The organism is Streptomyces sp. NBC_00597 (assembly GCF_041431095.1).
Lineage (GTDB): Bacteria > Actinomycetota > Actinomycetes > Streptomycetales > Streptomycetaceae > Streptomyces.
Window position 1 is genome coordinate 5,179,551 of the sequence record NZ_CP107757.1, and the last position, 24,929, is coordinate 5,204,479.

Below are 24,929 nucleotides of genomic sequence, written 5' to 3' on the forward strand. Positions count from 1 at the left end.
GTGGCCGCGAAGCTATCGGGTCCGGTCCATCCGGGCCTGATGCGGGTCGGCAACCTGGACATCGAGGTCGTGGTGGTTCCGGAACGTAACAGCGTACGGCTCACAGTGGAGCGCGACGCCCGCATCACTGCGACCGTCCCTGCCGGCTTGGACAGGGCATTCCTGGTGGATGCCATCAAAGGACGACGTCGGTGGATCTACGACAAGCTGGAAGCACGCGTGGAGGACGCGGCGCTCCGTCCGGCAAAGCAGTTCGTGACTGGCGAGGGATTCCTCTATTTGGGGCGCAACTACCGTCTGAAGATCGTGGACGAAGCGCCCTTTCCCGTGGGCCTGGTGCGCGGTCGGATGCTGTTGAGGCGGGACTGCCTGGACCAGGCGCAGGACGGTCTCATCGCCTGGTACCGCCATCGCGGTGGCGCCTGGCTTCCGAAACGAGCAGAACCATGGGCGCAGCGGATGCAGGCTCCGCTGGAGAACATCGCTGTGCGACGGCTCGGCTACCGGTGGGGCTCCTGCAACCGGAACGGCGGCGTGAATATCCACTGGGCCACCATGCAGCTTCCGGCGCATCTCGTCGACTACGTCCTGGTGCACGAGCTCGCCCACTTGCACAAGCAGGATCACTCGGCCGAATTCTGGAGCGTCGTCGCACGCACAATGCCCGACTATCAGCAGCGCCGGGCCCGACTGGACCGCCTTGGCGCCCTCCTCTGGCTCCCTGAGGGTTCTCAGCAGTGAGGATGCGCCGGCGAGAGAGACTTTCACCGGGCGTGGTTGAACCGTTACGGTTCCCCTGAGACGGTACCGTACAGGGGGAGGCGCCATGCTGCCGCATCAAATGCAGTACGCGCACAGCAGGTTCAGGTCGTTGATCGAGAGCAGTTCGGGCAACGAGTTTGAGAAGCTCTTCCATCGGCTGATGGAGCTTCGGCATGACGATTACGTGCCGATTCGGACCCACGGCAACATCGGCGACCTCGGCGGGGACGGCCTTCAAACGGCGAGCCGAAGACTCTATGCCTGCTATGCCCCAGAATCATTCGAAGTTTCCGAGGTCCGGAAGAAGTTCTTCGGTGACGTCGAGAGCGCGATCGTCCAGCGCCCTGAGCAGTTTGACACCTTCGTGTTCGTCCACAACGACCAGCGCGGCGGTATCCACCCAGTCGTCTCAGGAATACTCACGGGGGCCGGGCAGACCTACCCCCGCCTCGTGTTCCAGCAAATGGGTCCGCAGAAGCTCTGGTACGAGGCGGTCTACCTCGACCGCCCCCGGATGGAGATTCTGCTCAACGAGAAGATCCCGGTGGAGCAGGTTGTATACAGCATCGGGTTGGCTGACATTGAGCCCTTGCTAAGGCATCTGGCTGAACACCGTAAGCGCGATGCCCCGGTGGGGTCTGTCCCCCTGCCTACGACGTACAAGGTCGACTTCAATCGACTCTCTGACTACGCCCGGGAACTGCTCCAGGCAGGTCGGCCGTACGGATACCTCGTCGACCAGTACTACCGAGACCTGCTTGACTTGCGGGAGCGAGACGAGGCGGCGGCGGGCTTTCGGGCGTACTACCTCCGGATGCATCACGAGCACGGTGACGACTCGGACGAGATCCTCTGGCAGATGCAGCGCTACGTTCTAGGCCAGGAGGCGCCCAGGTGGGACCGTGACGACGCGGCCAAGGCGGTGCTTGCCTACTTCTTTGATGAATGTGACATCTTCGAAGTGCCGCCGCCAGGGTGGCGACCAGCAGGTGCAGAGCAGGGAGGCGCGGCGTGATCACCCCGACCAAGGGGATCGCCCCTGATCGCGCTCTCCTCGCTGTCGGAGCCCAGATCACTATGCAACTGGATCGGCCGCTCACGGTCAGCCAGACCTGGTCGCGGCTGCGCGAGTGGCGCCACGAGAACGGCCACCCAGCCCCTCTTTCGTTCGGCTGGTTCGTTCTCGCACTCGATGTCCTGCACGCACTCGGCGCCGTGGACCTGAACAACGACTTGCTCACCAGGAGGACCGCCCATGCTGCGTTGGCTGAGCGCTGACGATAAGCGGTTCAAGACGGTCGGCTTCAAGCCCGGCCTGAACCTCCTGGTGGCGGAGACCACCGCTGCTTCTCGCTCGACCGACAGTCGTAACGGCTCAGGCAAGTCAAGCATGATCGAGCTGCTGCACTTCCTGTTGGGTGCTCGGGCCGACAATAAGCACCTGGCAGCTCGAAAGGAACTCCGCCGGACCGTCTTCACGCTCGGCTTGGACTGGCCGGAACTGGACGAAGAGCTACGTGTCAGTCGGAGCGGTGGCGACGCGCGGAAAGTTACTCTTGTCCCCGGTCTACTCCGTCCGCCGGCACCCGGCCCTGTCTTGGGCAAGGCTGCCGCGCCATTGGTAGTCGAGCTGTCTGATCTCGGAGAACCAGAGCCGCTTTCGTCGACGGCAGTCGAGTCGGCCGAGCCGCAGACGGTTCTCCTCGCTGAGTGGCAGGCGCTCATCGAGCAGAAGCTGTTCGGGCTCTCTGGGGAGCATCCGGGTGTGAGCGGGCGCGCCTTGCTGTCGTTCCTCATCCGCAGGGTCGGCGACCACGGTTTCAACGAGGCGGTACGCAGCTTCTCGCGTCAGTCGGAAGCGCAGGCGTCACCCAATCTTGCGTACCTCCTCGGGCTCGACTCCGCCCTTGCTGCCCGATACCAGGACATCGCGGCGAAGAAGGCAACCCGGGATCAGCTGAAGAAAGCCGTAAATGACCCAGTATGGGGCCAGGTGGTCGGCAAGACCGCGGACTTGCGCGGCGAAATCGCTGTCCAGAACTCGAAGATCTCTGAGCTTCGGCGGCAGCTAGAGACGTTCCGGGTTGTGCCACAGTACGAGGCGCTCAAGGAACGCGCCGATGAGATGACCCGCCGCATTCAGGATCTCAGCACGAGGGACGTAATCGATCGGCGGAATCTCGATCACCTTGAGAGAGCAGTCGAAGAGACCGTTGACCCCGAGGTCCGCTACCTGGAGCAGGTCTACGACGAGTTGGGGGTCACCCTGCCTGATCAGGCTCTGCGCCGATTCGACGAAGTTCGGGCCTTTCATGCGGCGGTTGTCCGGAACCGGCGTACGTATCTCAAGGAAGAGATCACGGCGACTCGCAAGAGCCTCGAGAACCGCAGGGCGGAACGGGCACGACTGGACGAGGAACAGAGTGGCATCCTCAAGGAGCTGAGCGAGGGCGGCGCGCTGGAGGCTCTAACCACCCTCCAGAAAGCCCTGGCCCAGGAGGAAGCGAGAGTCGGGGCGCTCCAGCACCGCTTGGAGGCGGCGCAGACGGTGGAGGCGAGTAGCAGGGAAATTGAAGCGGCCCGGCTACAGCTGACGCGGGAGGTTGACACCGACCTGCAAGAGCGACAGCAGCAGATCACGCAGGCGACGGTCCTATTCCATGAGTTGGCCAGCAGGCTCTACGGAAGTGATCGGCCGGCGTATCTCTCGGTCGAAGCAGGTCGGAGCAGTCTTAAGATCACCCCCAAGATCAGCAGTGACGTCAGTCAGGGCATCAACAAGATGTCGATTTTCTGCTTCGACCTCACTATGGCCGTGATCGCTCACCGTGGGGGGCGTGGCCCAGACTTCCTGGTGCACGACAGTCACATCTTTGACGGAGTGGACGACCGGCAACTCACCCGTGCACTTGAGGTTGCGGTGGCCCTGACTGCCGCAGAAGGCATGCAGTACATCGTGACGATCAACGAGGATGACTTGGCGAAGGCTCGGCACCTAGGGTTCGATCCCGGTCCTTATATCATCGAGCCGTTGCTAACGGATGCCTACGAGGGTGGCGGTCTCTTTGGATTCCGCTTCGAGCGGTAGGGGCCCTATCGAGCCTTGAGCGCGGGGGCGCCGCGTGATGTGCGAGCGTGGCAGCTCGGGCGTTCGCAGGGTTGTGTCGTTGGCCGGTCCAAGACTGTGGCGTGACCGTTCTGTGCGTTTGGTTGTTGCTGAAGCTGCCGCAGGCAAGGCCGTCCCGATTGTCGCCTCGGCCTCATGAGTGAGCGGTGCGTGAGCGGACGGGGTGGCACAGCGTGGATTGGGTGGCACACGGGCGCCGGGCCGTGCCTTCCTGACCTGGGGGAACAGGATTTGGTGGCACGGCCCGGCACCAGTCGAGATGATCTTGTGGGGCCTCGTAATGCGTAGGTCTCGGGTTCGAATCCCGAAGGCGGCTCTGTAGAAGCCCCAGGACTCACTCGCCGTGACCTGGGGCTTTTGCTTGCCAGGACGGGAAACGGGTCGGCCCGGGGTGGGCGGTAGTGTCCGTTGCGTGGCAACCATCCCGCTCTTCGGCCCGGACGACCTCTCCCTTCCCGAGTCCCTCCAGGAAGCCGTGGAGCACGGCGAGGTGTTCACCCGTGGCTGGGTGGTCGAGCTCATCCTGGACCTGCTCGGCTACACCCCCGACAAGGACCTGTGCGATCTGAAGATCGTGGAGCCGGCCTGTGGCGGGGGTGCGTTCCTGGGGGAGGTCGCCTCCCGCATCAGTGCCGCGTGTCGCAAGCGGCAGCGCCCGCTCGCCGATGCGGTCGAAGCCGTGCGGGCCTTCGACCTGCTGGACCGCAACGTGCAGCGGAGTCGCGCGCTGGTCGCGCGGACGCTGCGGGCCGACGGCTGGGCGGCGGGGGAGGCGGCGCGCGTGGCCGAGGCCTGGGTCCGGCAGGGCGACTACCTGCTCCAGGCGGACGCGGACCACCGGGCCGACTACGTCGTCGGCAACCCCCCGTACATCCGCCTTGAGGACGTGCCGGACGACCGCATGGCGGCCTACCGTGCCGCCTGCCCGACGATGGGCGGCCGGGCAGACGTCTACGTCGGTTTCTACGAGGTCGCGCTCCGCAGTCTGAACCCCGGCGGGCGGTTGGGGTTCATCTGCGCCGACCGCTGGATGCGCAACCAGTACGGCCGCCGGCTGCGACAGCTCGTGACCGGCGGGTTCAGCATGGACCTGGCCCTGGTGATGCACGACGTGGACGCCTTCGACGAGCAGGTCTCCGCCTACCCCGCGATCACGCTCATCTCGAACAAGGAGCAGGGCGAGGCAGTTGCCGCGGACACCACCCGGTCGTTCGGCGCCGAGCAGGCCCGGGATTTCGCCGACTGGTACACGGGTAACGGTCCCACTCCGGTCGCGACGGCCGCGTTCCAGGCGGCTCGCATGCCCCACTGGTTCCCCGAGGAGGACTCGTGGCCGGCGGCTTCCCCGGCGAGGCTGGCGGTCATCGAAGACCTCACCGAGAGGTTCCAGCCGCTGGAAGACGCCCGGACCGGAACCCGCGTCGGGATCGGCATCGCCACCGGGGCCGACAAGGTCTTCCTGACCACGGACAGCGGCCTGGTGGAGAGCGACCGGATGCTCCCGATGGCCATGGTCCGCGACACCACCAGCGGCACGCTGCACTGGACCGGCACGTACCTGGTCAACCCCTGGACGGCGAGCGGCGATCTGGTCGATCTGGCCGAGTACCCCCTGCTCGCCGCCTACTTCGAGGAGCACGGGGCCGCGCTGCGCAAGCGGTACGTCGCGGTCAGGCAGCCGCAGCGCTGGTACAAGACGATCGACAAGGTCGATCACCGACTGACGCGCCGGCACAAGCTGTTGTTCCCGGACATGAAGCTGCGGATCCACCCGGTACTCGATCAAGGCGGCCTGTACCCTCACCACAACTTGTACTTCATCGTCTCGGACGTTTGGGACATGCGCGTACTCGGTGGCCTGCTGCTGTCCAAGGTCGCGGAGGCATTCGTGGAGGCGTACGCGGTCAAGATGCGAGGGGGCACCCTCCGCTTCCAGGCGCAGTACCTACGGAAGATCCGCGTGCCCGATCCGGCGGTGATCGGCGAGAGCGATCGGGACGCCCTCGCGGAAGCCTTCGACAAGCGGGACGCACGGGCTGCGACCGAGGCCGCGCTGCGTGTCTACGGGCTCACCGAGCTGCCTGACTAGGAGGAACGGATCTTGACGGTCACCCGCCAAGACTTCGAGGACGCCGTCGCCGCGTACTGGGGTGCCAAGCAGACGCAGACCGACCTGTCCGCGATCAAGGCCGCGGTCGGCGCAGGCACCGCGGGTTCGGTGCGCGGAGGCAAGCACTTCGACCCGATCGCCGCGCTCCTCGCCAAGTTCTTCCTCGATGCCGACTACCCGGCCGAGAGCATCAGGATCGCCAAGCCCCAAGGCCTCGAACTCCCCGGCTACTACAGGCCGCAGAAGCAGTGGGACGTGGTCGTCACCTACGAGGACACCCTGGTGGCGGCCTTCGAACTCAAGGCACTCGGCGGCCCCTCCTTCGGCAACAACTACAACAACCGGGTCGAAGAGGCACTCGGCAGCGCCGTCGACCTGCGGCGGGCGGCGCTGGCGGACCTCTATCCCGGTGAGAAGCCGTGGCTGGGCTACTTCTTCATCATGCAGGACGAGGAAGGGTCGCGTCGGCCCGTCCGGATCGCCAAGGGGGCCCTGCCCGTCGACCCCGTCTGGCACGACACCTCGTACCAGACCCGATTCGGGATCTTCTGCGAACGGCTGATGGCGGAGCAGCTGTACGACTCGGTGTGTTACGTGACGTCCTCGCCGTTTGCACACAAGCCCAACGAGCCGGTCCCCGGCCTCGACTGGCGTCACTTCTCGGCAGCCATAAACGCCCGCCTGACCTACCTGAAGGACCTCGGCATCCCGGACCCGGACCGCCCCCGGAACACGCTCCCGGGGCTCTAGCTGACGCGGGCCCCCGAGCCGCGCGCTACGGAGGGTGACGGGCGGGTGGTGCGGTCGCTGGGGGGTGGGGGCGGGGCTACGTTGGAAAGGCTGAACCCGGGCGACGCGTGGCAGGAGGCCGGCATGTCGACACGGTTGCGCAAGGCGGCGGTGGGGGTGGCCGCGGTGGGGCTCGTGGTGGTGCCCCTGGGGGTGGGGGCGGGGTACGCCCTGGACACGTCGGCCCCGGTCACGGTCTCGGCTTCGGCCCCGGTTGCCGCCGACAGCGATTTTCCGCAGCTCACGCCCGCCGTCGCACGGCAGTTGGACGATGCCGTGCGGAAAGTGATGAGCCAGGCCTCGGTGCCCGGGGTGATGGTGTCGCTCTCGGCTCCCGGCAAGGGCTCGTACGTACGGGCCTTCGGGGTCGCCGACAAGGCCACCGGCCGGTCGATCAGCACGGACATGAACATGCGCATCGGCAGCGTGACCAAGACCTTCACCGTGACCGCGCTGCTCCAGTTGGTCGACCAGGGCAAGGTCGGGCTGGACGATCCGATCGGCAAGTACGTGTCCGGGGTGCCCAACGGGGGCCGGATCACGTTGCGCGAGCTGGCCGGGATGCGCAGCGGGCTGTTCAACTACTCCGAGGACGAGGGCTTCTTCAAGGCCCTGACGAGCAATCCCCGACGGCCCTTCACCCCACAGGAGTTGCTCGCGTACTCCTTCAAGCACCCGGTGCTGTTCGAGCCCGACGCGAAGTTCTACTACTGCAACACCAACTTGATCCTGCTGGGGCTGGTGGTGGAGAAGCAGAGCGGGCAGAGGCTCAACGACTACATCAACCAGAAGGTCGTCCGCCCCGCCGGTCTGGGCCACACGCTCTTCCCCGTCGGCGCGGAGTTCCCGAGTCCGCACGCGCAGGGGTACACGGACCAGACCGCCTCCGGGAAGGTCGAGGACGCGGCCGACTGGAACCCCTCCTGGGGCTGGGCGGCCGGAGCCATGATCTCCGATCTCGAAGACCTGAAGACCTGGGCGAGGGTCCTGGCCACGGGCACGCTGCTCAAGCCGGCCACGCAGGCCCAGCGCCTGAAGGTGGTGGACGCGCTGCCCGGCACCGGCTACGGCCTGGGCATCTTCAACGTCCAGGGCTGGATAGGCCACAACGGCTCGCTGCCCGGCTACCAGGCGCTGGTCGTGTACCTGCCGCAGGCGAAGGCCACGTTGACGCTGACGCTGAACACGGACATCTCCTACCAGGGTTCAGAGCCCAGCACCCTCTTCGGTGAGGCGATCACCAAGATCGTCACCCCGGACCACGTCTTCAGCCTGCCCGCCCAACCCGTCACCGGACACTGAACGCCGGACGCTGAACGCTGAACGCCGAACCCGCAAGACTGGTGGCATGAACGATGACCAGAACCCCGTCGTGCGCGTCGCCGGTGAGACCGATGTCGAGGTCGCGGCCGCGCTGTTCCGCGGCTATCTCGACTTCTACGAGGTGAAGGTTGAGGACCCGGACGCTCCCCGCGCCTTCCTGGCGGAGCGGATCAGGGCCGACGAGTCCCTGGTGCTGCTCGCCGACGTGCCGGGGGCCGGGCCGGGGGCCGGGCCGGGGGCCGAGCCGGGGGCCAGCGCGGTCGGGTTCGCGCAGGTCTACCGGACCTTCTCCTCGCTCGCCCTGCGGCCGATGTGGATCCTGAGCGACCTGTACGTCGCGCCGTCCGGCCGCCGTACCGGCGCCGGGCGGGCGCTGCTGCGCGAGGTGTTGCGCCGGGCCGGGGAGGCCGGGGTGGCCGGGGTGCAGCTGGAGACCGCGTACGACAACCACGTCGCGCAGGCCCTGTACGAGGCGGAGGGCTTCGAGCGCGACGCGTTCCACATCTACTTCCACGGACTCGGACAGGGGTGAAACATTTGCGCGCCGCCGTCGCGTCATTGGGGTGAGACGGACGCGAGGGGGAGTGCATGCGGCAGGGTCGCAGAGACGGGTTTCGTGAGTTCGCGGAGGGCCGGTCCGGGCATCTGTACAGGTCGGCCTGCCTGCTGACCAGCGGCGACACCCATCTCGCGGAGGACCTGGTGCAGGACACCCTGGGGCGGATGTACCTGCTCTGGGGACGGATCTCGCGCATAGACAACCCGGCGGCGTACGCGCAGACCGTGCTCGTACGGGCCTTCCTGACGCACCAGCGGCGCAGATCGGCGGGGGAGCGCCCGGTCGGGGAGTTCCCTGAGTCGGGCGCGGCCGCGGCCGGCGGCTCCGATCCGGCGCTGCGGCTGACGCTGCTGGAGGCGTTGGGGCGGCTGGCGCCGAAGGACCGGGCGGTACTCGTGCTGCGGTACTGGGAGGACCGCAGTGTGGAGGAGACCGCCGATGCGATGAACGCCAGCTCGGCCGCGGTGCGCACCCGCACGACGCGGGCGCTCGGTCGGCTGCGGGACCAATTGGGCGGCTCGCTCAGCGAGTTCGCCGGTCTCTGACTTCAGCGTTCCCTGCTTTCCCTGTTCTGGCTGCACTCCCGACACCCCCGTGTTTCCCGCCCCGTTCGGCCCCACCCGTTGCCCTGTGATGGAAGGTCTGGTTCCGCATGCTCTCCGAAGATGACCTGAGCGACGCCCTGCGGCGCACGGGAGAAGGTTTCACGCCCGATCCGCACGCCCTCGTGGCCGCCGGTGAACGGCGCGGACGGCGGCTGGTGGCACGCCGCCGGGCAGCCGTCGTCGGCAGTTCGGTGCTGGCGCTCGCCGTGATCGGTGCGGGCAGCGCCTACACCGCCGGTCTGTTCGAGGGCGCGGGCGGGTCCGGCGCGACCACGGTCGCCGCGCCGCCCGCGCTGCCGGAGAAGGGCAAGCGTGCCGGCAGCGGGGCCGTTCCCGCCGACCAGATGATCGCCGTACTCAAGAAGTTGCTGCCGGACGGGGAACTGTCCGACTTGGAGGCGCGCGGCACGGGCGATGAGCTGGGCCCGAGCGTCTCCGGCGTCTACGACGACGGGATGGGCAAGGCGGCCATCGGGGTCTCCCTCACGCGGACCGACCCCACCGGCCGGCCGGCCGCGGAGATGCTGAAGTGCCCCGACAAGAACTTCGTCGAGTACGACGGCTGCGAGGTCGACACCCTGCCCGACGGCGGGCGGATCCTGCTCTACAAGGGGTACGAATACCCCGACCGCCGGGAGCCCACGAAGCTGTGGCGGACCACGCTGGTGACACCGGAGGGCTACCAGGTCGACGCTCAGGAGTGGAACGCTCCGGCGGAGAAGGGTGCGAAGGTCTCGCGGACCGACCCGCCCCTGAACCCGGCTCAGTTGAAGCAGTTCGCGATGTCGACGCTGTGGCGCCCGGCGCTGAGCGACCTGCCGGCCGTCGGGGGGCAGGCGCAGGTCCCCCTCCTGCCGCCCGCGGTGGCGGACCCCCGCGTGGTGCTGGAGTCCCTGCTGCCGAAGACCGGGCTCACGGTGACCGGCAGGGGTGGTTCGGGCGACTACGCCTACGTCGTGCTCGACGACGGCAAGGGCGCCTCGCTCGTCCAGGTCAATGCGCAGAAGGACATGGGCTCGGCGCTGGCGGCCCGCTTCGGCGCGGGCAACGTCACGACCCTCCCCGACGGCACCAAGGTGGTGGCGGAGGAGCAGCCCGGAGAGAAGGGCGGGGCGAACGTGGTCATGTGGACCGTCGACACGCTGCGGCCGGACGGGCGCCGCATCGCGATCTCCGCTTTCAACACCGGCAGCCAGAACAAGCCCGCCACCCGCAAGGAGCCCGTCCTGACGATGGAGCAGCTCAAGCAGATGGCCCTCGACCCGAAGTGGGTCGGCTGATCATCCGGAGCGGACGCGCTATTTGGCGTCCGCGTAGCACTCCACGACCGCCGTGGTGAACGGGAAGCGGACCGGGGTGTCACCGAAGGCGATCCGGGCGGCCCGGTCACCGGCCGCGCGGATCGCCTCGGCGACGGCCCCGGCCTCCTCGGCCGGGCAGTGCACGATCACCTCGTCGTGCTGGAAGAACACCAGCTCGGCCCGCATCCCGGCGCCCGCGATGGCCTGCCGGAGGGCCGCGAGCAGCAGCAGGGCCCAGTCGGCGGCGCTGCCCTGGACGACGAAGTTGCGGGTGAACCGGCCGCGGGCCCGCGTGTTGGTGGAGGCGTAGCTGGGGGTCCAGCCCCCCTCCCGGTCCTGCGGGATCCCGGCTTCGCCGTCCTCGTCGGCGCCGGCCGGCGGCGGGCAGGTCCGGCCCAGCCAGGTCCGTACGAGGCGCCCCTCCTCCCCGGCCCGCGCGGCGTCGTCCACGTACGCCACGGCCTGCGGGAAGCGGCGGCGCAGTGAGGCCAGGTTCTTCAGGCCGTCGCCCGAGGTCTGCCCGTACACGGCGCCCAGGACGGCCAGTTTGGCCATGTCCCGGTCGCCGGAGAAGCCCTGGCGGGAGATGGCCGTGTACAGGTCTTCGGGGCGCCCGGCCACCTCCATGAACGCGGGATCGCGGGAGATCGCGGCCAGGACACGGGGTTCCATCTGGTCGGCGTCGGCGACGACCAGCCGCCAGCCGGGATCGGCGACGACGGCCCTGCGGATCACCTTCGGGATCTGGAGGGCCCCGCCGCCGTTGGTGACCCAGCGGCCGGTCAGGGTGCCGCCGGGGACGAACTCCGGGCGGAAGCGGCCGTCGCGCACCCAGTCCTGGAGCCACGCCCAGCCGTGGGCGGTGTAGATCCGGTACAGCTTCTTGTACGCGAGGAGCGGCTCCACGGCGGGATGGTCGAGCTCCTGGATCTCCCAGCGGCGGGTCGACTTGAGCCGGATCCCGGCCTCCGCGAACGCCTTGATGACATCGGCGGGCAGCTCGGGACGCACGCGCCGGCCGAACGCGGCGGAGATCTCGTCGGCCAGCTCGGCGAGGCGGCGGGGTTCGCCGCCGCCCGCGTACCGCTCGCCGAGGAGCTCGGTGAGCAGTGCGCGGTGCACGTCGGCCCGCCAGGGCAGGCCGGCACGGTGCATTTCGGCGGCGATCAGGAAAGCCGCCGACTCGGAGGCGGTGAGCAGGCGCATGCGGTCCGGGTGGGCGGTGGCGGCGTGGCGCCTCGTCTGCTCTTCGTAGACGGCGACGAGCGCGTCGAGGGGGAGGGGCGTGCGTGCGGGCTGCGGATCGAAGAGGGAGTCCTGAGCGCTGGGTGCGGCCGCGCGCTGCGGGTGCGGGGGATCGGGGGGTACGGGGGCCCCGGTGAGCCGGGCCCAGGCGGCCGCGGCCGAGCGGGGCTCTCCGGAGCGGCCCTCGTGGGCGAGGAGCAGGAGCTCGGCGTCCTCGATGTCGTGGCAGCGCTCCACGCGGGTGCCGGCGGCGAGGAGGCGGGGGTAGACCGCGGCGGTGCTCCGCCAGATCCAGCGGGTGGTGGCGGGCGCGGAGCGGATCGCGTCCGCGGGGTCCCGGAAGGTGAGGGGCCCGCCCGGGAGGGCGCCGGGGGCGGGGGCGCCGGGGGTGGAGGACGCGGAGGATGCGGAGGACGCGGAGGGCGCGGAGGGCACAGGGGTGAGCGGCCTGGCGTGCCAGAGGCCGTCGGCGGCTTCGGCCAGGGCCCAGTGGGGGGTGGGGTCGCTCATGGGTGCGAGTGTCCCACCGGGGGCTGACAGGGCGGGGACCCCGCTCGGGTGCGGCGCCGTTGCGGGGGCTCCGCCCCGGACCCTCCCCGGCTACCGCTGGGGGCTCCTGCGCCTCAAGCGCCGGCGGGGCCGGATCGGGCGGTGGTGGTGCGTGGGGGGCGTGACAAGCTTCGGGGGTGAGAGAGATTGTCGATCGTGCCTGCGAAGCCGCCCTCTACAGCCAGGACGACGCCGGGCTGGATGCCGGGGCCTCGGTGCTCGTCGGCGATGGCGGGCAGTGGGCCGAGGTCGGTCGGGGGCTGCTGGGGCGCGGGGAGGCGTACGTACGGCAGGCCTGGGAGCGGGGGTGGCAGCCCGCGGACGTGCTCCGGCTGGTGGGCCGGGACCTCGGCGACCGGCATCTGCGGATCACCCGCGACCTGATCGCCGCCGAGGCCCGCCGGTACGCCCGGCTGCCCGAGCGGTGGACCGACGCCGAGGTGTGGTGGGCGGACGACGCGGAGTACGGCGAAGGGCTCGCGCAGCGGGAGCGGGCGGACCGGTTCACCCTGGCGACCGCCGTGCTGGAGGTGTTCCGGCTGCTGATCCGGTTGCCCTCCATCGAACCGGTGGGTCCGGTTCCCGGCGATCCGGCCGCCGACGCGCTGGAGCACGCGCACATCGAGCCCCGCATGCTGGGACGGATCCGTGCCCTGCTCGCCAAGGCGGAGGCGACCACCTACCCGGAGGAGGCGGAGGCGCTCAGCGCCAAGGCCCAGGAGCTGATGGCCCGGCACACCGTCGACGAGGCCTTGCTCGCGGCGAGCGGCAAGGGCCCGGCCCAGGTGCCCGGGGCCTGCCGGATCGGGGTCGAGGTGCCGTACGAGGAGGCCAAGGCGGTACTGCTCGACGCGGTGGCCACCGCGAACCGCTGCCGTGCGGTGTGGAACAGCGCCTTCGAGTTCTCCACCGTGGTGGGCTTCGAGAGCGACCTGGAGGCGGTGGAGCTGCTCTACACCTCGCTGCTCGTGCAGGGCACGGCCGCCATGACCCGCGCCGAGGCCGCGCAGCGCTCAGGCGGACGCAAGCGGACAAAGACGTTCCGGCAGTCCTTCCTGCTCGCGTACGCCAGCCGGCTCGGCCAGCGCCTCGCCGAGACCGCGGAGCACACGGTGGCCGAGGCCCCCGACAACCTGCCCGCCCTGGTGGCCCGCGACGTCGCCGTCACCTCCCGGGCCGACGAGATGTTCCCCCGGACCACGACCACCCGGCTGCGCGGGGCCACCGACCACGCGGGCTGGGAAGACGGCACGGCCGCCGCCGACCGCGCGCACATGGGTGGCAAGCGCCCCCCGCTGCCCCGCTAGCGCGCTACCGGCCTAGCCCTGCTGGGGCCGGTCTCCGCCTTCGCCGCGCAGGGCCTGGGTCTCCGATTTCAGGATGCGCATCGACTTGCCCACCGAGCGGGCCATGTCGGGCAGCTTCTTCGAGCCGAAGACCAGCACGCAGACCACGAGGAGCAGGATCAGGTGCCAGGGCTCAAGGGCGTTGCGGAGCATGTGCTTCCCCCAAGGGGTGACGGGAATTCCGGTGTCGGCCCGACCATCGAACAGTGCCGGGCGCACGGGTACAAATCTGAAGGAGTTCTGAAGGGCCGGGATCCCCGCCCCGTGCACCGAGCGCCGATCGGGTCTTGATCCAAGCCTTATAAGGGTCTGATTCGCCCCTGATCCACCCGAGTTCTTCCCTGACAGTGATCAGGAGAGCACCCTCCGCGTGCACGTGCATCTGCCCATGCATGCGCTTATGAACACAGCTATGATCCGGTGCAGTTGACATCTGCACTATCGGGGGCTTCCTGTGGACCACGCGTACAACGGGATGGCAGCTGCAGAACTCGACGGAGTGACCTGGCAGAAGAGCAGACACAGCAACTCGCAAGGTTCCTGTGTGGAGTTCGCCAAGCTGCCGGGTGGAGCTGTCGCCATGCGCAACTCGCGCTTCCCGGACGGGCCGGCGCTCGTCTACACACCGGCCGAGATAGAGGCGCTGCTGTTGGGCGTCAAGGACGGCGAGTTCGACCACCTGATCGCCTGATCGCCCGCCTGCTCGCCCGTCTGGCCGACTGAAGGAACAGCGCACTGATCAAGCCATGCACGTGCACTGGCCGGGACTGATCGAAATGATCAACCCCGGCCAGTTGGCGTATGCGTGCCCGGCGAAGCGACTGACTACTCGTGGAGCATGAACAGCGCCCAGACCACCTTGCCGGTCAGCCGCCCCGCGAGCGGGTGCCAGCCCCAGTTGTCGCTGTAGGCGTCCACGAGGAACAGTCCGCGCCCCGATTCCAGGTCGCAGTTCTCCTGCGTGCGCTCCGGTGCGAACGATCCGCCCGGCCGGTCCTCGCTGGGGTCCCGCACCGCGCACACCAGTCGGGTGCTCCACCGCATGAGGTGCAGTCGTACCGAGGCCTCCGGCTCGCCCGCGCCGCCGCTCCCGGGCCGTGCGTCGTCGGGCAGGGCGTGGCGCAGCGCGTTGGTCACGAGTTCGGAGACCACCAGGGCCACGTCGTCGAAGCGCTCGTCGAGGTCCCACTGGGACAGGGTCGACCGGGTGAACGAGCGGGCGCCCCGCACCGCCTCGAACCGGGAGGGCAGAGCGCAGGAGGCGGACCCGGAGACAGCCGTGGGGTCGACCGGGGGCAGCCCCTGCCGTAACGGCTCGAGCATGGTCGATCCATTCGTCCCCATGCGAGGCACTCCCGGGATTCGCGGGCGGAGTGGTGGCTCCGTCCAGTAAGAACTGCGGGGTGGGTCCGGCGCCGGCGCGAAGAGCACGCAGGTGCGCGGCACCATCGTTCCGAATGCAGAAGCTGGATGCAAGGGCAGATGCACGTGCACGCGCCGGACCTGTCCACTCCCGTGATGGTTCTTGCTCATTTCTTCCTACGCATACTTACGGACTTCTTTTGCGGCAGCCCGGATTCCGTTACAGAACGAGTACGGGCCGATGCGTTTTGGTGGCAGACTGCGGGCCCTGGGGTACGGGGGCCCCGGCGACGCACACCACGCGCAGACCACGCGTACACATGGCGATGGGGAGGGCAGGACTAGTGACCGCAGAAGCGAGCGGTTCCGTGGTGCGCCGCATCCTCCTGGGCTCTCAGCTCAGGCGACTCCGAGAATCCCGCGGCATCACCCGTGAGGCGGCCGGCTACTCGATCCGCGCATCCGAATCGAAGATCAGCCGCTTGGAGTTGGGAAGGGTGAGCTTCAAGGCAAGGGACGTGGAGGACCTCCTCACGCTCTACGGAGTCACGGACGGCGCGGAGCGGGAGTCCCTGCTGGGGCTGGTCCGCGAGGCCAACGCGGCCGGCTGGTGGCACAGTTACGGCGACGTGCTACCCGGGTGGTTCCAGACGTACGTCGGCCTGGAGGGTGCGGCCTCGCTCATCCGGATCTACGAAGTCCAGTTCGTCCACGGCCTGTTGCAGACCGAGGCCTACGCCCAGGCGGTCGTCAGCCGCGGCATGCCCGGTGCCACCAAGGCCGAGATCGACCGCCGGGTCGCGCTGCGCCTGGAGCGCCAGAAGGCGCTGGTCTCCGAGAGTGCGCCGGTCTTCCACGCCGTCCTGGACGAGGCCGCGCTGCGGCGCCCGTACGGCGACCGGGACGTGATGCGCGGCCAGTTGGAGCACCTGATCGAGGTCTCCCAGCGGCCCAACGTGCAGCTCCAGGTGATGCCGTTCTCCTTCGGCGGTCACGCGGGCGAAAGCGGAGCCTTCACCCTGCTGCGCTTCCCGGAGTCGGACCTCCAGGACATCGTCTATCTGGAACAGCTCACCAGTGCCCTCTACCTGGACAAAGACGAGGAAGTGGCGCAGTACGAAAGGGCGATGGAGCGGCTCCAGGCCGACTGCCCCGACCCTGACCGGACCCGTGATCTTCTCCGTGGTCTGCTCCAACTGTCTTGATTCGCACGTAGTATGACGTCTGATCAGTGCATGATGACCGATCGGTCTCCGGTGCAGCGCACGGGTGCGCGCTCGCAGTAAGGGATGGCATGTCCATATTCGACGACCTGGCTCACCAGTACATCGACGGCGAATGGCTGGCCGGCACCGGTTCGTGGGACATCATCGACGTCAACCCGTACAACGGGGAGAAGCTCGCGGCCATCACGGTGGCCACCGTCGAGCAGGTGGACCGGGCCTACCGCGGCGCCGAGCGCGCCCAGAGAGAGTGGGCCGCCACCAGCCCGTACGCCAGACGCGCCGTCCTGGAACGCGCCCTGCGGATCACCGAGGAGCGCGAGAAGGAGATCATCGAGGCGATGATCGACGAGCTCGGCGGGACCCGCCCCAAGGCCGAGTACGAGGTCCACCTCGCCAAGGAGTTCATCCGCGAGTCGATCCAGCTGGCCGTCCGACCCGAAGGCCGGATCCTCGCCTCGCAGGTCGAGGGCAAGGAGAACCGGGTCCAGCGCCTCCCGGTCGGCGTGGTCACCGTGATCAGCCCGTTCAACTTCCCGTTCCTGGTCACCCTGAAGTCGGTCGCCCCGGCCCTGGCCCTGGGCAACGCGGTGGTGATCAAGCCGAACCAGAACGCGCCCGTGGTCGGCGGCGGGGTCATCGCCAAGGTCTTCGAGGACGCGGGTCTGCCCGCCGGCCTCCTGAACGTACTGGTCACCGACATCGCCGAGATAGGCGACGCGCTGCTGACGCACCCCGTCCCGAAGGTCATATCCTTCGCCGGCTCCGACCGGGTCGGCCGGCACGTCGGCTCCGTCGCCGCCCGCCACTTCAAGCGGACGGTCCTGGAGCTCAGCGGCAACAGCGCCCTCGTCGTCCTCGACGACGCCGACCTCGACTACGCGGTGGACGCGGCCGTCTTCAGCCGCTTCGTCTACCAGGGCCAGGTCTGCATGGCCGCCAACCGGATCCTCGTGGACGCCTCGGTGGCGGAGGAGTTCACCGCGAAGTTCACCGCCCGGGTGCGGAGCCTGAAGACCGGCGACCCCCACGAGGCGGACACCCACATCGGCCCGCTGATCAACTCCTTCCAGGCCGACGCCCTGACCGCCCTCGTCGACCAGGCGGTGGAATCCGGGGCCCAGGCCCTCGTCCGAGGATCTACGCGCGGCAACCTGGTGGAGCCGACCGTGCTGGCCGGCCTGCCCGAGGACTCCCCGCTGCTGGGCCAGGAGATCTTCGGCCCGGTGGCGCTCCTGGTGGTCTTCGACGGCGAGGACGAGGCCGTACGGCTGACCAACGCGACCCCGTACGGGCTGAGCGGCGCCGTGCACACGCGGGACGTGGAGCGCGGGGTGCGGTTCGCCCAGCGGATCGAGACCGGGATGATCCACGTCAACGACTCGACCATCGGGGACGAGCCGCTCGCCGCGTTCGGGGGGGAGAAGGCCTCGGGCCTGGGCCGGCTCAACGGCGAGGCCACGATCGAGGCCTTCACCACCCAGAAGTGGATCTCGGTCCAGCACGGCCGGACGACCTTCCCCTTCTGACCTCGCTCTAGACTCGTGCGAGTCAGCGGCGGGCAGCGTTCCGGGGGAGACCTGAGTTGAGCAACATTCCGGAGACGGGGCGCACGCCCCGGGTCCAGAACCGCCTGGTGATCATCCAGGTGGTCGTCTTCTCGCTGCTGCTCACCCTCGGTGGGCGCCTCTGGTACCTCCAGGTGCGCAATGGCCAGGAGTACACGGACGAGGCGAAGAACAACCACACCCAGCAGGTCGTCCAGCCCGCCGTGCGCGGTTCGATCCTGGACTCCCGCGGGGTGCCCCTCGCCGACAACGAGACGCGCATGGTCGTCTCCGCCAGCCGGACCGACCTGACCAAGATGAAGGACAAGGGCAAGGACGTCCTGACCCGGCTCGCCGGCGTCCTGGGCCTCAAGGCCGACGACGTGGTCAACAGCGTCCGGCTGTGCGACGCCAAGACGCCCAAGCCGTGCTGGAACGGTTCCCCGTACCAGCCGATCCCCGTCACCGACGAGGCGACCACGGACCAGGTGCTGGAGATAAGGGAGCACGCCGAGCAGTTCCCCGGCATCACCGCCGAGCCGACCGCCCTGCGCCGCTACCCCGCCCCCGACCAGGCCAACACCTCCCAGGTGCTGGGCTACCTCTCGCCGGTCACCGACGCGGAGATCACCAAGGCGAGGAAGACCGACTCCCCGTACCTGCGCTCGGACCAGGTGGGCCGCTCCGGCCTGGAGCGCACGTACGACAAGGAGCTGCGCGGCAAGGCGGGCGTCACGCGGTACGAGGTGGACAACCTCGGGCGGGTCATCGGGCAGGCGCAGGCGGAAAAGCCGACGCCCGGTTCGAACGTCGTCACCTCGATCGACTCGCGCGTGCAGGCGGTGGCCGAGCGCGAGCTGAACAACGCCATGGTCGAGGCCCGCAAGACCTACGACAAGATCACGCACAAGAACTACGAGGCCGACTCGGGCGCGGTCGTCGTGATGGAGGCCAAAACGGGCCGCATCGTCGCGATGGCCTCCAACCCGACGTACGACCCGAACGCGTGGGTCGGCGGCATCTCCGCCAAGGACTACGCCTCCCTCACCGAGAAGGACTCCAACTACCCGCTGCTCAACCGCGCGATCCAGGGTCAGGCCGCCCCGGGCTCGATCTTCAAGGTCGTCTCCTCGACCGCCGCGGTGAACGCGGGCTACCCGTTCAACGGGCGCTACGGCTGCCCGAGCTCGTACTCCGTGGGCAGCCAGAGCTTCACCAACTTCGAGTCCCAGGGCTACGGCGACATCACCATCGGCCGGGCCCTCGAAGTCTCCTGCGACACCGTCTACTACGGCATCGCGGACAAGGAGTGGAAGAAGGACGGCGGGATCAACCCCAAGAAGGACCCGAGCGACTGGTTCTTCAAGACGGCCCACGAGTTCGGACTGGGCAAGGCGACGGGCGTGGACCTGCCGAACGAGGTGAACGGCCGCGTTCCCGACCGCCAGTGGAAGAAGGACTTCTTCGAGGCGAACAAGGCCGCCTGGTGCCGCGACGGCAAGAAGGACGGCTCGTACGCCGAGAAGATCGCGTACGAGAACTGCCGCCAGGGCAACCAGCTGCGCGAGGGCGACGCGATCAACTACTCGATCGGCCAGGGCGACACCCTCGTCACCCCGATCCAGATGGCGTCGATCTACGCGGCCATCGCCAACGGCGGCACGATGCACCAGCCGAGCGTCGGCAAGGCGATCGTCAGCGCCGACGGCACCTCGGTCAAGGAGATCGCCCCGAAGGAGCAGGGCCGGCTGCCGATGGACGCCGAGCTGCGTGACGACATAGACGGCGCGCTCGCCTCGGTGGCCACCACCGGCAGCGCGGCCTGGCGGTTCGGCGGCTGGCCGCAGAAGCAGATCCCGATGCACGCGAAGACGGGTACTGCTGAGGTCCAGGGCAAGCAGACCACCTCGTGGTTCGCCTCGTACACCGAGGACTACTCGATCGTCATGACCATCTCCCAGGGCGGTACGGGCTCCGGGGCGTCCGGGCCGGCCGTCCGCAACATCTACGAGGCGATGTACGGGCTCGACGAGAAGGGCGGCCAGGACCTGTCCAAGGCCCTGCTCCCGAAGCCGCAGACGGCGCTTCCGGCGATCCGTCCGGAGGGTGTCGCGGAATGACCTCCATTGCGGACAGGATCTGACCGCATGCCTCCGTAGCGTGGTCCTTGTCAGCAGGAGCACATCAAGAAGGCGGTAGATCGGCATGGTCACTCACGTTCCCGCAGAGTCCTACGGCGACGAGCGCAGCGCGCTCCTGTCCTTCGTACAGGCCCAGCGCGGCGCACTGCGACGTGCGGTGCTCGGCCTCACCGAGGAGCAGGCGGCGAGCCGCCCGAGCGCGAGCGAGCTGTCGCTGTCGGGGCTGCTGAAGCACGTCGCGGAGACGGAGCTGAACTGGCTGCGGATGGCGCAGCAGCTGCCGAACGAGCGGCAGCGCACGCAGGAGACCTGGGCGGACAGTTTCCGCCTGGTCGAGGGGGAGAGCGTCCCCGAGGTCCTGGAGTTCTGGGACGGGGTCGTGGAGGAGCTGGAGAAGTTCGTCCGCGACCTCCCGAGCCTGGACGACACGTTCCCGCTCCCCGACGCGCCGTGGTTCCCGAAGGAGGGCCGGGTCTCGATGCGCTGGCTGCTCCTGCACCTGGTGGAGGAGCACGCGCGCCACGCGGGCCACGCGGACATCGTCCGCGAGTCCTTGGACGGCAAGACGGCCTTCGAGCTCGTGGCCGCGGCCAACGGCACCGCCTAGCCCGCCGACGGGCTAGGCGGTGCCGTTGGCCGCCCGGACCCGGCCTCGGAGCGACCCGCCTCGGAGAGGACTTGCACCTCACGCGGCGTGAGGACCCACAGTGGAGGGCGTACCGACCAGAGGAGCGGAAACGATGGGCTACTCCGTGGGACAGGTCGCCGGATTCGCCGGAGTCACGGTGCGCACCCTGCACCACTACGACGAGATCGGCCTGCTCTCCCCGAGCACCCGCAGCAGCGCGGGTCACCGGCGTTACGACGACGCCGACCTGGACCGGCTGCAGCGGATCCTGTTCTACCGGGAGCTCGGCTTCCCGCTCGAAGAGGTCGCGGTCCTGCTGGACGATCCGGACTCGAACCCGAGGGAGCACCTGCGCCGGCAGCACGCCCTCCTGTCCGACCGGATCGCCCGGCTCCAGCAGATGGCCGAGGCCGTGGAGCACGCCATGGAGGCACAGAGGATGGGCATCAATCTCACGCCCGAGGAGAAGTTCGAGGTCTTCGGGGACTTCGACCCCGACCAGTATGGGGAGGAGGCGCACCAGCGCTGGGGCCACACGGACGCCTACGAGGAGTCCGCCCGCCGGACGGCCTCGTACACGAAGGAGGACTGGAAGCGCTTCCAGGACGAGGCGGACGGGATCAACGGGCGGTTCGCCGAGCTGCTCGGCGCCGGTGCGGCCGCGGACTCCGAGGAGGCCATGGACGTGGCGGAGGAGCACCGGGGCTGGATCGACCGCAACTGCTACGCCTGCTCGCACGAGATGCACACCTGCCTGGGTGAGATGTACGTCGCTGACGAGCGCTTCACGGCCTACTACGACGCGGTCCGGCCCGGCCTGGCGGTGTTCGTCCGGGACGCGATCCTCGCGAACGCGGTCCGCAAGGTCTAGATCGTCCGCAAGGCCCGGGGCGTCGGATGTTCCCCACACGGCCCCCTCCCGGTACCTGGAACCGGGAGGGGGAACTGTGCGTTGATAATTGAAACCACTGCCTTGTCCGAAGCACCCGCGGAAACCGCCGCCGCGACACCCCCCGATCCAGGAGAGCCCGGAACTCGTGTACACGCTTGCGCTCGGCCCTGAGTGGCTGTCCCCGGAGTATCTGATCGGGCAATTCGGTCTGATCGGCATCCTGGTCATCGTTTTTGCGGAGTCGGGCCTCTTCGCGTTCCTGCCCGGGGACTCGCTGCTGTTCACGGCGGGCCTGTTCACCGCGAGCGGGACGATCACGGAGCCGCTGTGGCTGGTCTGCACCCTGATCTCGGCCGCTGCCATCCTCGGTGACCAGGTCGGCTACATGATCGGCAAGGTCTTCGGTCCGAAGATCTTCAACCGGCCGAACTCGAAGCTCTTCAAGCGCGAGAACCTCGACTCGGCGCACGATTTCATGGACAAGCACGGCCCCAAGGCCATCGTGCTCGCGCGCTTCGTGCCGATCATCCGCACCTTCGCGCCGATGGTCGCGGGCGCCACGGCGATGAAGTACCGCACCTTCTTGACGTTCAACGTCATCGGCGGCGTCCTGTGGGGCGCGGGCGTCACGGTCCTGGGCTACCAGCTCGGCCAGTTCGAGATCATCAAGAAGAACGTCGAGCCGATCTTCATCGTCATCGTCCTGATCTCCGTCATCCCGGTGATCTTCGAGGTGCTGAAGGGGCGCAAGGAGAAGAAGGCGGCGGCCGCCTCCGGCGAGCAGCCCGAGTCCGGCGAGGACGCGCAGGCACCGGGACGGCGCAGCGGCCGCCACGCCAAGCGCTAGGCCTGGGCGGCCGGCCCCTGCGGCCGACGCCCCCTGTCCGTCCGAGCGTACGCAGACGCCCCGGAGAGCCGTTCCCAGGCTCCCGGGGCGTCCGCGTACGGTGAGCGCCCGGACGAGGCGGCTAGAAGCCGCGGGTCCGCTTCGCCGCGCGGCGTTTGGCGGCGCTCGCGGCTCCCGGGATCCGCATGAACAGCCGCGAGGTCTCCGAGCCCAGGTTGACCCCGATCGCGATGGCCAGCGCGATGGCCGCGGCGTTCACCAGAGAGCCGAGGCCCTCGTTCAGCCGGTTCTCGGCGATGAGCAGCAGTCCGTAGTACGTCGCCGAGCCCGGCATCAGCGGGCCGATGGCCGCCGTCGTGTACGGCAGGGCCGAGGCGAACCGGTAGCGGGAGAAGAGCTGGCCGAACAGACCGACCAGCCCGGCTGCGATGGCCGTGGAGGGCACGGGCGGGATGCCGCCCGCGTAGTGCAGGGCCCCGAAGGTCACCCAGGCGACCCCGCCGTTCAGCGTCACGATCAACACGGTGGAACGTTCCTGCTGGAGCAGGATCGCGAACGTGAACACCAGCACCATCGAGGCCGCGATCTGGATCAGCGGCCGCTGGGTGATCTGGAGCACCTCCTCCGGCTTCGGCGAGGTGCCGAGCTGGAGCCCGAGGTACAGCACGACCAGCACGCCCATGATGATGCCGATGAAGAGGTACATGACCTCCAGCAGCCGGGCCGAAGCGGTGATGTAGAAGCCCGTCAGGCCGTCCTGCACGGCTGCGACCAGGGCCCGCCCGGGCAGCAGCGCGAACAGTCCGCCGGTGATCACCGCGGAGGCGCGTACGTCGATCTCCGCCAGGGCCAGGGCCACGCCTATGGCGGCGGGCGGCATCGCGGCCACCACGAACTGGTAGAACTCCGGCAGCCCGCGCCCGGCGCACAGCCAGGCCAGCCGGTCGCCGAGCATCGCGCCGATCGCTGCCGCGAAGAAGACGAGCACGCCACCGCCGACCAGGGTGGAGGCGGCGCCGGCGAGTAGTCCGGCGGCGGCCGTGAGGACCCAGGAGGGGTAAGGGTGCCGGTTGCGGCGGATCTCCGCGAGGCGCCGGTAGGCCTCTTCCAGCGAGAGTTCGATCTCGTGGTGCGTGCTGATGTCGTCGACCAGCTGGTAGACGGCGGCCAGCCGGGTGTAGTCGGTGCCGCGGCGGCGCACGGTCCGGCTCGCCGAGACCGGGTCGTCGACGAGGGAGGGCTGGTGGGTGATCGACAGCAGCGTGAAGGTGACCGTGGGCTCGCAGCGGTCCAGCCCGTACGAGCGGGCCACCGCGAACATCGCGGCCTCCACGTCCTCGGCGCCTTCACCGCCCGCGAGCAGCAGCTCGCCGATGCGCAGGGTCAGGTCGAGCACGCGGCCCACGGCGGGCCCGGTCTCGCTGTGCTTGTGCACGGCCTCGGGGACGGGCCGGACGTCGACCGGCATGCGCAGCATGGTGCGCATGCGGTCCTGCCAGGGCGATTCCTTCATCAGGGAGACGGGGATGCCCCGGCCGGGGGTGTAGGCGGGCGGGGAGTGCTGCGCGCTGTAGGTCGCCGGGGGTGCGAACGCGGAGCCCTCGGGTTCGGCGGGCGGGGCGGGGAGCCCGGCCGGCATGGCGAACTCCGAGGTCGGCTGTTCCTCGTCGACCGGTTCCGGCTCCATTCCGGCGGGGGGAGCGAAGGCGCTGTGCGCCTCGTCGGATTTCGGCTTCCGGTCCTCCGTGCCTCCGGATCCCTCGGCCTCCGCCACGCGTCCTCCAGTCCCCGACCAGCCCGGGTATCAGTATGCGGAACCCGTTCGTCCCCAGCGAAACCACATGACGAACGGGCGGCACCCCCTCGGTGAAGGGGTACCGCCCGTCGTGTGTCACGGGGCGGCGGGAGCTCCCGCCGTCTCACGTGCCGAGCGGACTCAGTGGTGGCCGCCCTGCGCCTCAAGGCGCTTGTACGAGGCCTCGATCTCGGCCTCGGCCTCGGCGCGGCCCACCCAGTCGGCGCCCTCGACCGACTTGCCCGGCTCCAGGTCCTTGTAGACCTCGAAGAAGTGCTGGATCTCCAGGCGGTCGAACTCCGACACGTGGTGGATGTCGCGCAGGTGCTCCACGCGCGGGTCCGAGGCCGGCACGCACAGCAGCTTGTCGTCGCCGCCCGCCTCGTCCGTCATGCGGAACATGCCGATCGCGCGGCACTTGATCAGGCAGCCCGGGAAGGTCGGCTCGTCGAGGATGACCAGCGCGTCCAGCGGGTCGCCGTCCTCGCCGAGGGTGTTCTCGACGAAGCCGTAGTCGGCCGGGTAGCTGGTGGAGGTGAAGAGGCGACGGTCCAGACGGATCCGGCCGGTCTCGTGGTCCACCTCGTACTTGTTCCGCGAACCCTTGGGGATCTCGATGGTGACGTCGAACTCCACGTCCTGCTCCTCCATGATCAGCTTCATTGCTTCGAGACTGCGTGATTCACCTGCGTGCGCGGCCCGCCCAGCCCTGCCGGGTGGGGTGCCATGCTCGCGGCAAGACGCAGTGGTTAAGTGTCCCTCACGCATATGTGTGATC

The 24,929-nt window shown here is 68.9% G+C and carries 23 protein-coding genes; 18 read left to right on the forward strand and 5 right to left on the reverse strand.

Going from position 1 to position 24,929, the window contains the following annotated elements; translation table 11 throughout:
* From OG974_RS23460 to OG974_RS23505, 10 genes are all read left to right on the forward strand, one after another.
* The gene (locus tag OG974_RS23460) at nucleotides 1–741 is read left to right on the forward strand and encodes a M48 family metallopeptidase (protein WP_371644367.1); all 741 of its coding nucleotides are present in this window, start codon (nucleotides 1–3) and stop codon (nucleotides 739–741) included.
* A 130-nt stretch (nucleotides 742–871) separates the two neighbouring features.
* Nucleotides 872–1,777, forward strand: coding sequence for an ABC-three component system protein (locus OG974_RS23465; RefSeq protein ID WP_371644369.1), 906 nt, complete (start codon nucleotides 872–874; stop codon nucleotides 1,775–1,777).
* Nucleotides 1,774–2,040 (forward strand): ABC-three component system middle component 6, encoded by a 267-nt coding sequence (locus tag OG974_RS23470; protein ID WP_371644371.1) that lies wholly within the window; start codon nucleotides 1,774–1,776, stop codon nucleotides 2,038–2,040. Before OG974_RS23465 ends, OG974_RS23470 begins: the two co-directional genes overlap by 4 nt.
* Nucleotides 2,018–3,850, forward strand: coding sequence for an ABC-three component system protein (locus OG974_RS23475; RefSeq protein WP_371644373.1), 1,833 nt, complete (start codon nucleotides 2,018–2,020; stop codon nucleotides 3,848–3,850). The genes OG974_RS23470 and OG974_RS23475 overlap by 23 nt, the downstream gene beginning before the upstream one ends.
* A gap of 451 nt (nucleotides 3,851–4,301) precedes the next feature.
* Nucleotides 4,302–5,978, forward strand: a complete 1,677-nt coding sequence (locus OG974_RS23480) for an Eco57I restriction-modification methylase domain-containing protein (RefSeq protein WP_327284649.1) — start codon at nucleotides 4,302–4,304, stop codon at nucleotides 5,976–5,978.
* 12 nt (nucleotides 5,979–5,990) lie between these two features.
* Entirely contained in the window at nucleotides 5,991–6,749 is a 759-nt protein-coding gene (locus OG974_RS23485) for a PaeR7I family type II restriction endonuclease (RefSeq protein ID WP_327284650.1), read from the forward strand.
* A gap of 123 nt (nucleotides 6,750–6,872) precedes the next feature.
* Nucleotides 6,873–8,090, forward strand: coding sequence for a serine hydrolase domain-containing protein (locus OG974_RS23490; RefSeq protein WP_371644376.1), 1,218 nt, complete (start codon nucleotides 6,873–6,875; stop codon nucleotides 8,088–8,090).
* 46 nt (nucleotides 8,091–8,136) lie between these two features.
* The gene (locus tag OG974_RS23495) at nucleotides 8,137–8,643 is read left to right on the forward strand and encodes a GNAT family N-acetyltransferase (protein WP_327284652.1); all 507 of its coding nucleotides are present in this window, start codon (nucleotides 8,137–8,139) and stop codon (nucleotides 8,641–8,643) included.
* A gap of 56 nt (nucleotides 8,644–8,699) precedes the next feature.
* Nucleotides 8,700–9,215 (forward strand): SigE family RNA polymerase sigma factor, encoded by a 516-nt coding sequence (locus OG974_RS23500; RefSeq protein WP_327284653.1) that lies wholly within the window; start codon nucleotides 8,700–8,702, stop codon nucleotides 9,213–9,215.
* A 107-nt stretch (nucleotides 9,216–9,322) separates the two neighbouring features.
* Nucleotides 9,323–10,555: a hypothetical protein gene (locus tag OG974_RS23505; RefSeq protein ID WP_327284654.1), complete on the forward strand. Its 1,233-nt coding sequence runs from the start codon at nucleotides 9,323–9,325 to the stop codon at nucleotides 10,553–10,555.
* Nucleotides 10,556–10,573: 18 nt separating this feature from the next.
* Here OG974_RS23505 and OG974_RS23510 read toward each other — a convergent pair whose 3' ends face one another.
* Nucleotides 10,574–12,331 (reverse strand): bifunctional 3'-5' exonuclease/DNA polymerase, encoded by a 1,758-nt coding sequence (locus OG974_RS23510; RefSeq protein WP_371644378.1) that lies wholly within the window; start codon nucleotides 12,329–12,331, stop codon nucleotides 10,574–10,576.
* Nucleotides 12,332–12,507: 176 nt separating this feature from the next.
* On the opposite strand from OG974_RS23510, the gene OG974_RS23515 reads away from it, so the two are divergent.
* Entirely contained in the window at nucleotides 12,508–13,677 is a 1,170-nt protein-coding gene (locus OG974_RS23515; RefSeq protein ID WP_327284656.1) for a DUF2786 domain-containing protein, read from the forward strand.
* Nucleotides 13,678–13,689: 12 nt separating this feature from the next.
* Here OG974_RS23515 and tatA read toward each other — a convergent pair whose 3' ends face one another.
* On the reverse strand, nucleotides 13,690–13,869 hold the full coding sequence (tatA, locus tag OG974_RS23520; RefSeq protein WP_327284657.1) for a Sec-independent protein translocase subunit TatA: 180 nt from the start codon (nucleotides 13,867–13,869) through the stop codon (nucleotides 13,690–13,692).
* Between the two features lie 301 nt (nucleotides 13,870–14,170).
* On the opposite strand from tatA, the gene OG974_RS23525 reads away from it, so the two are divergent.
* Nucleotides 14,171–14,407 carry a DUF397 domain-containing protein gene (locus OG974_RS23525; protein WP_030868010.1) on the forward strand — a complete coding sequence of 79 codons (237 nt, stop codon included), beginning with the start codon at nucleotides 14,171–14,173 and terminating at the stop codon, nucleotides 14,405–14,407.
* A 134-nt stretch (nucleotides 14,408–14,541) separates the two neighbouring features.
* On the opposite strand, the gene OG974_RS23530 is transcribed toward OG974_RS23525, so the two are convergent.
* Entirely contained in the window at nucleotides 14,542–15,060 is a 519-nt protein-coding gene (locus OG974_RS23530) for an ATP-binding protein (RefSeq protein ID WP_327284658.1), read from the reverse strand.
* A gap of 344 nt (nucleotides 15,061–15,404) precedes the next feature.
* Here OG974_RS23530 and OG974_RS23535 point away from each other — a divergent pair, with 344 nt between their 5' ends.
* The 6 genes from OG974_RS23535 (at nucleotide 15,405) to OG974_RS23560 (ending at nucleotide 22,356) form a co-directional block, all read left to right on the forward strand.
* Entirely contained in the window at nucleotides 15,405–16,283 is an 879-nt protein-coding gene (locus OG974_RS23535) for a helix-turn-helix transcriptional regulator (RefSeq protein ID WP_327284659.1), read from the forward strand.
* 89 nt (nucleotides 16,284–16,372) lie between these two features.
* On the forward strand, nucleotides 16,373–17,830 hold the full coding sequence (locus OG974_RS23540; protein WP_054224268.1) for an aldehyde dehydrogenase family protein: 1,458 nt from the start codon (nucleotides 16,373–16,375) through the stop codon (nucleotides 17,828–17,830).
* Between the two features lie 56 nt (nucleotides 17,831–17,886).
* Nucleotides 17,887–19,968: a penicillin-binding protein 2 gene (gene mrdA, locus OG974_RS23545; RefSeq protein ID WP_327284660.1), complete on the forward strand. Its 2,082-nt coding sequence runs from the start codon at nucleotides 17,887–17,889 to the stop codon at nucleotides 19,966–19,968.
* An 85-nt stretch (nucleotides 19,969–20,053) separates the two neighbouring features.
* The gene (locus tag OG974_RS23550; protein ID WP_327284661.1) at nucleotides 20,054–20,596 is read left to right on the forward strand and encodes a DinB family protein; all 543 of its coding nucleotides are present in this window, start codon (nucleotides 20,054–20,056) and stop codon (nucleotides 20,594–20,596) included.
* 133 nt (nucleotides 20,597–20,729) lie between these two features.
* Nucleotides 20,730–21,488, forward strand: coding sequence for a MerR family transcriptional regulator (locus OG974_RS23555; protein ID WP_327284662.1), 759 nt, complete (start codon nucleotides 20,730–20,732; stop codon nucleotides 21,486–21,488).
* 166 nt (nucleotides 21,489–21,654) lie between these two features.
* Nucleotides 21,655–22,356, forward strand: coding sequence for a VTT domain-containing protein (locus OG974_RS23560; RefSeq protein WP_328763322.1), 702 nt, complete (start codon nucleotides 21,655–21,657; stop codon nucleotides 22,354–22,356).
* Between the two features lie 121 nt (nucleotides 22,357–22,477).
* On the opposite strand, the gene OG974_RS23565 is transcribed toward OG974_RS23560, so the two are convergent.
* Entirely contained in the window at nucleotides 22,478–24,130 is a 1,653-nt protein-coding gene (locus tag OG974_RS23565; protein WP_328763323.1) for a threonine/serine exporter family protein, read from the reverse strand.
* A gap of 162 nt (nucleotides 24,131–24,292) precedes the next feature.
* Nucleotides 24,293–24,787, reverse strand: coding sequence for an inorganic diphosphatase (locus OG974_RS23570; RefSeq protein ID WP_215011464.1), 495 nt, complete (start codon nucleotides 24,785–24,787; stop codon nucleotides 24,293–24,295).
* Between the last annotated feature and the right edge of the window lie 142 nt (nucleotides 24,788–24,929).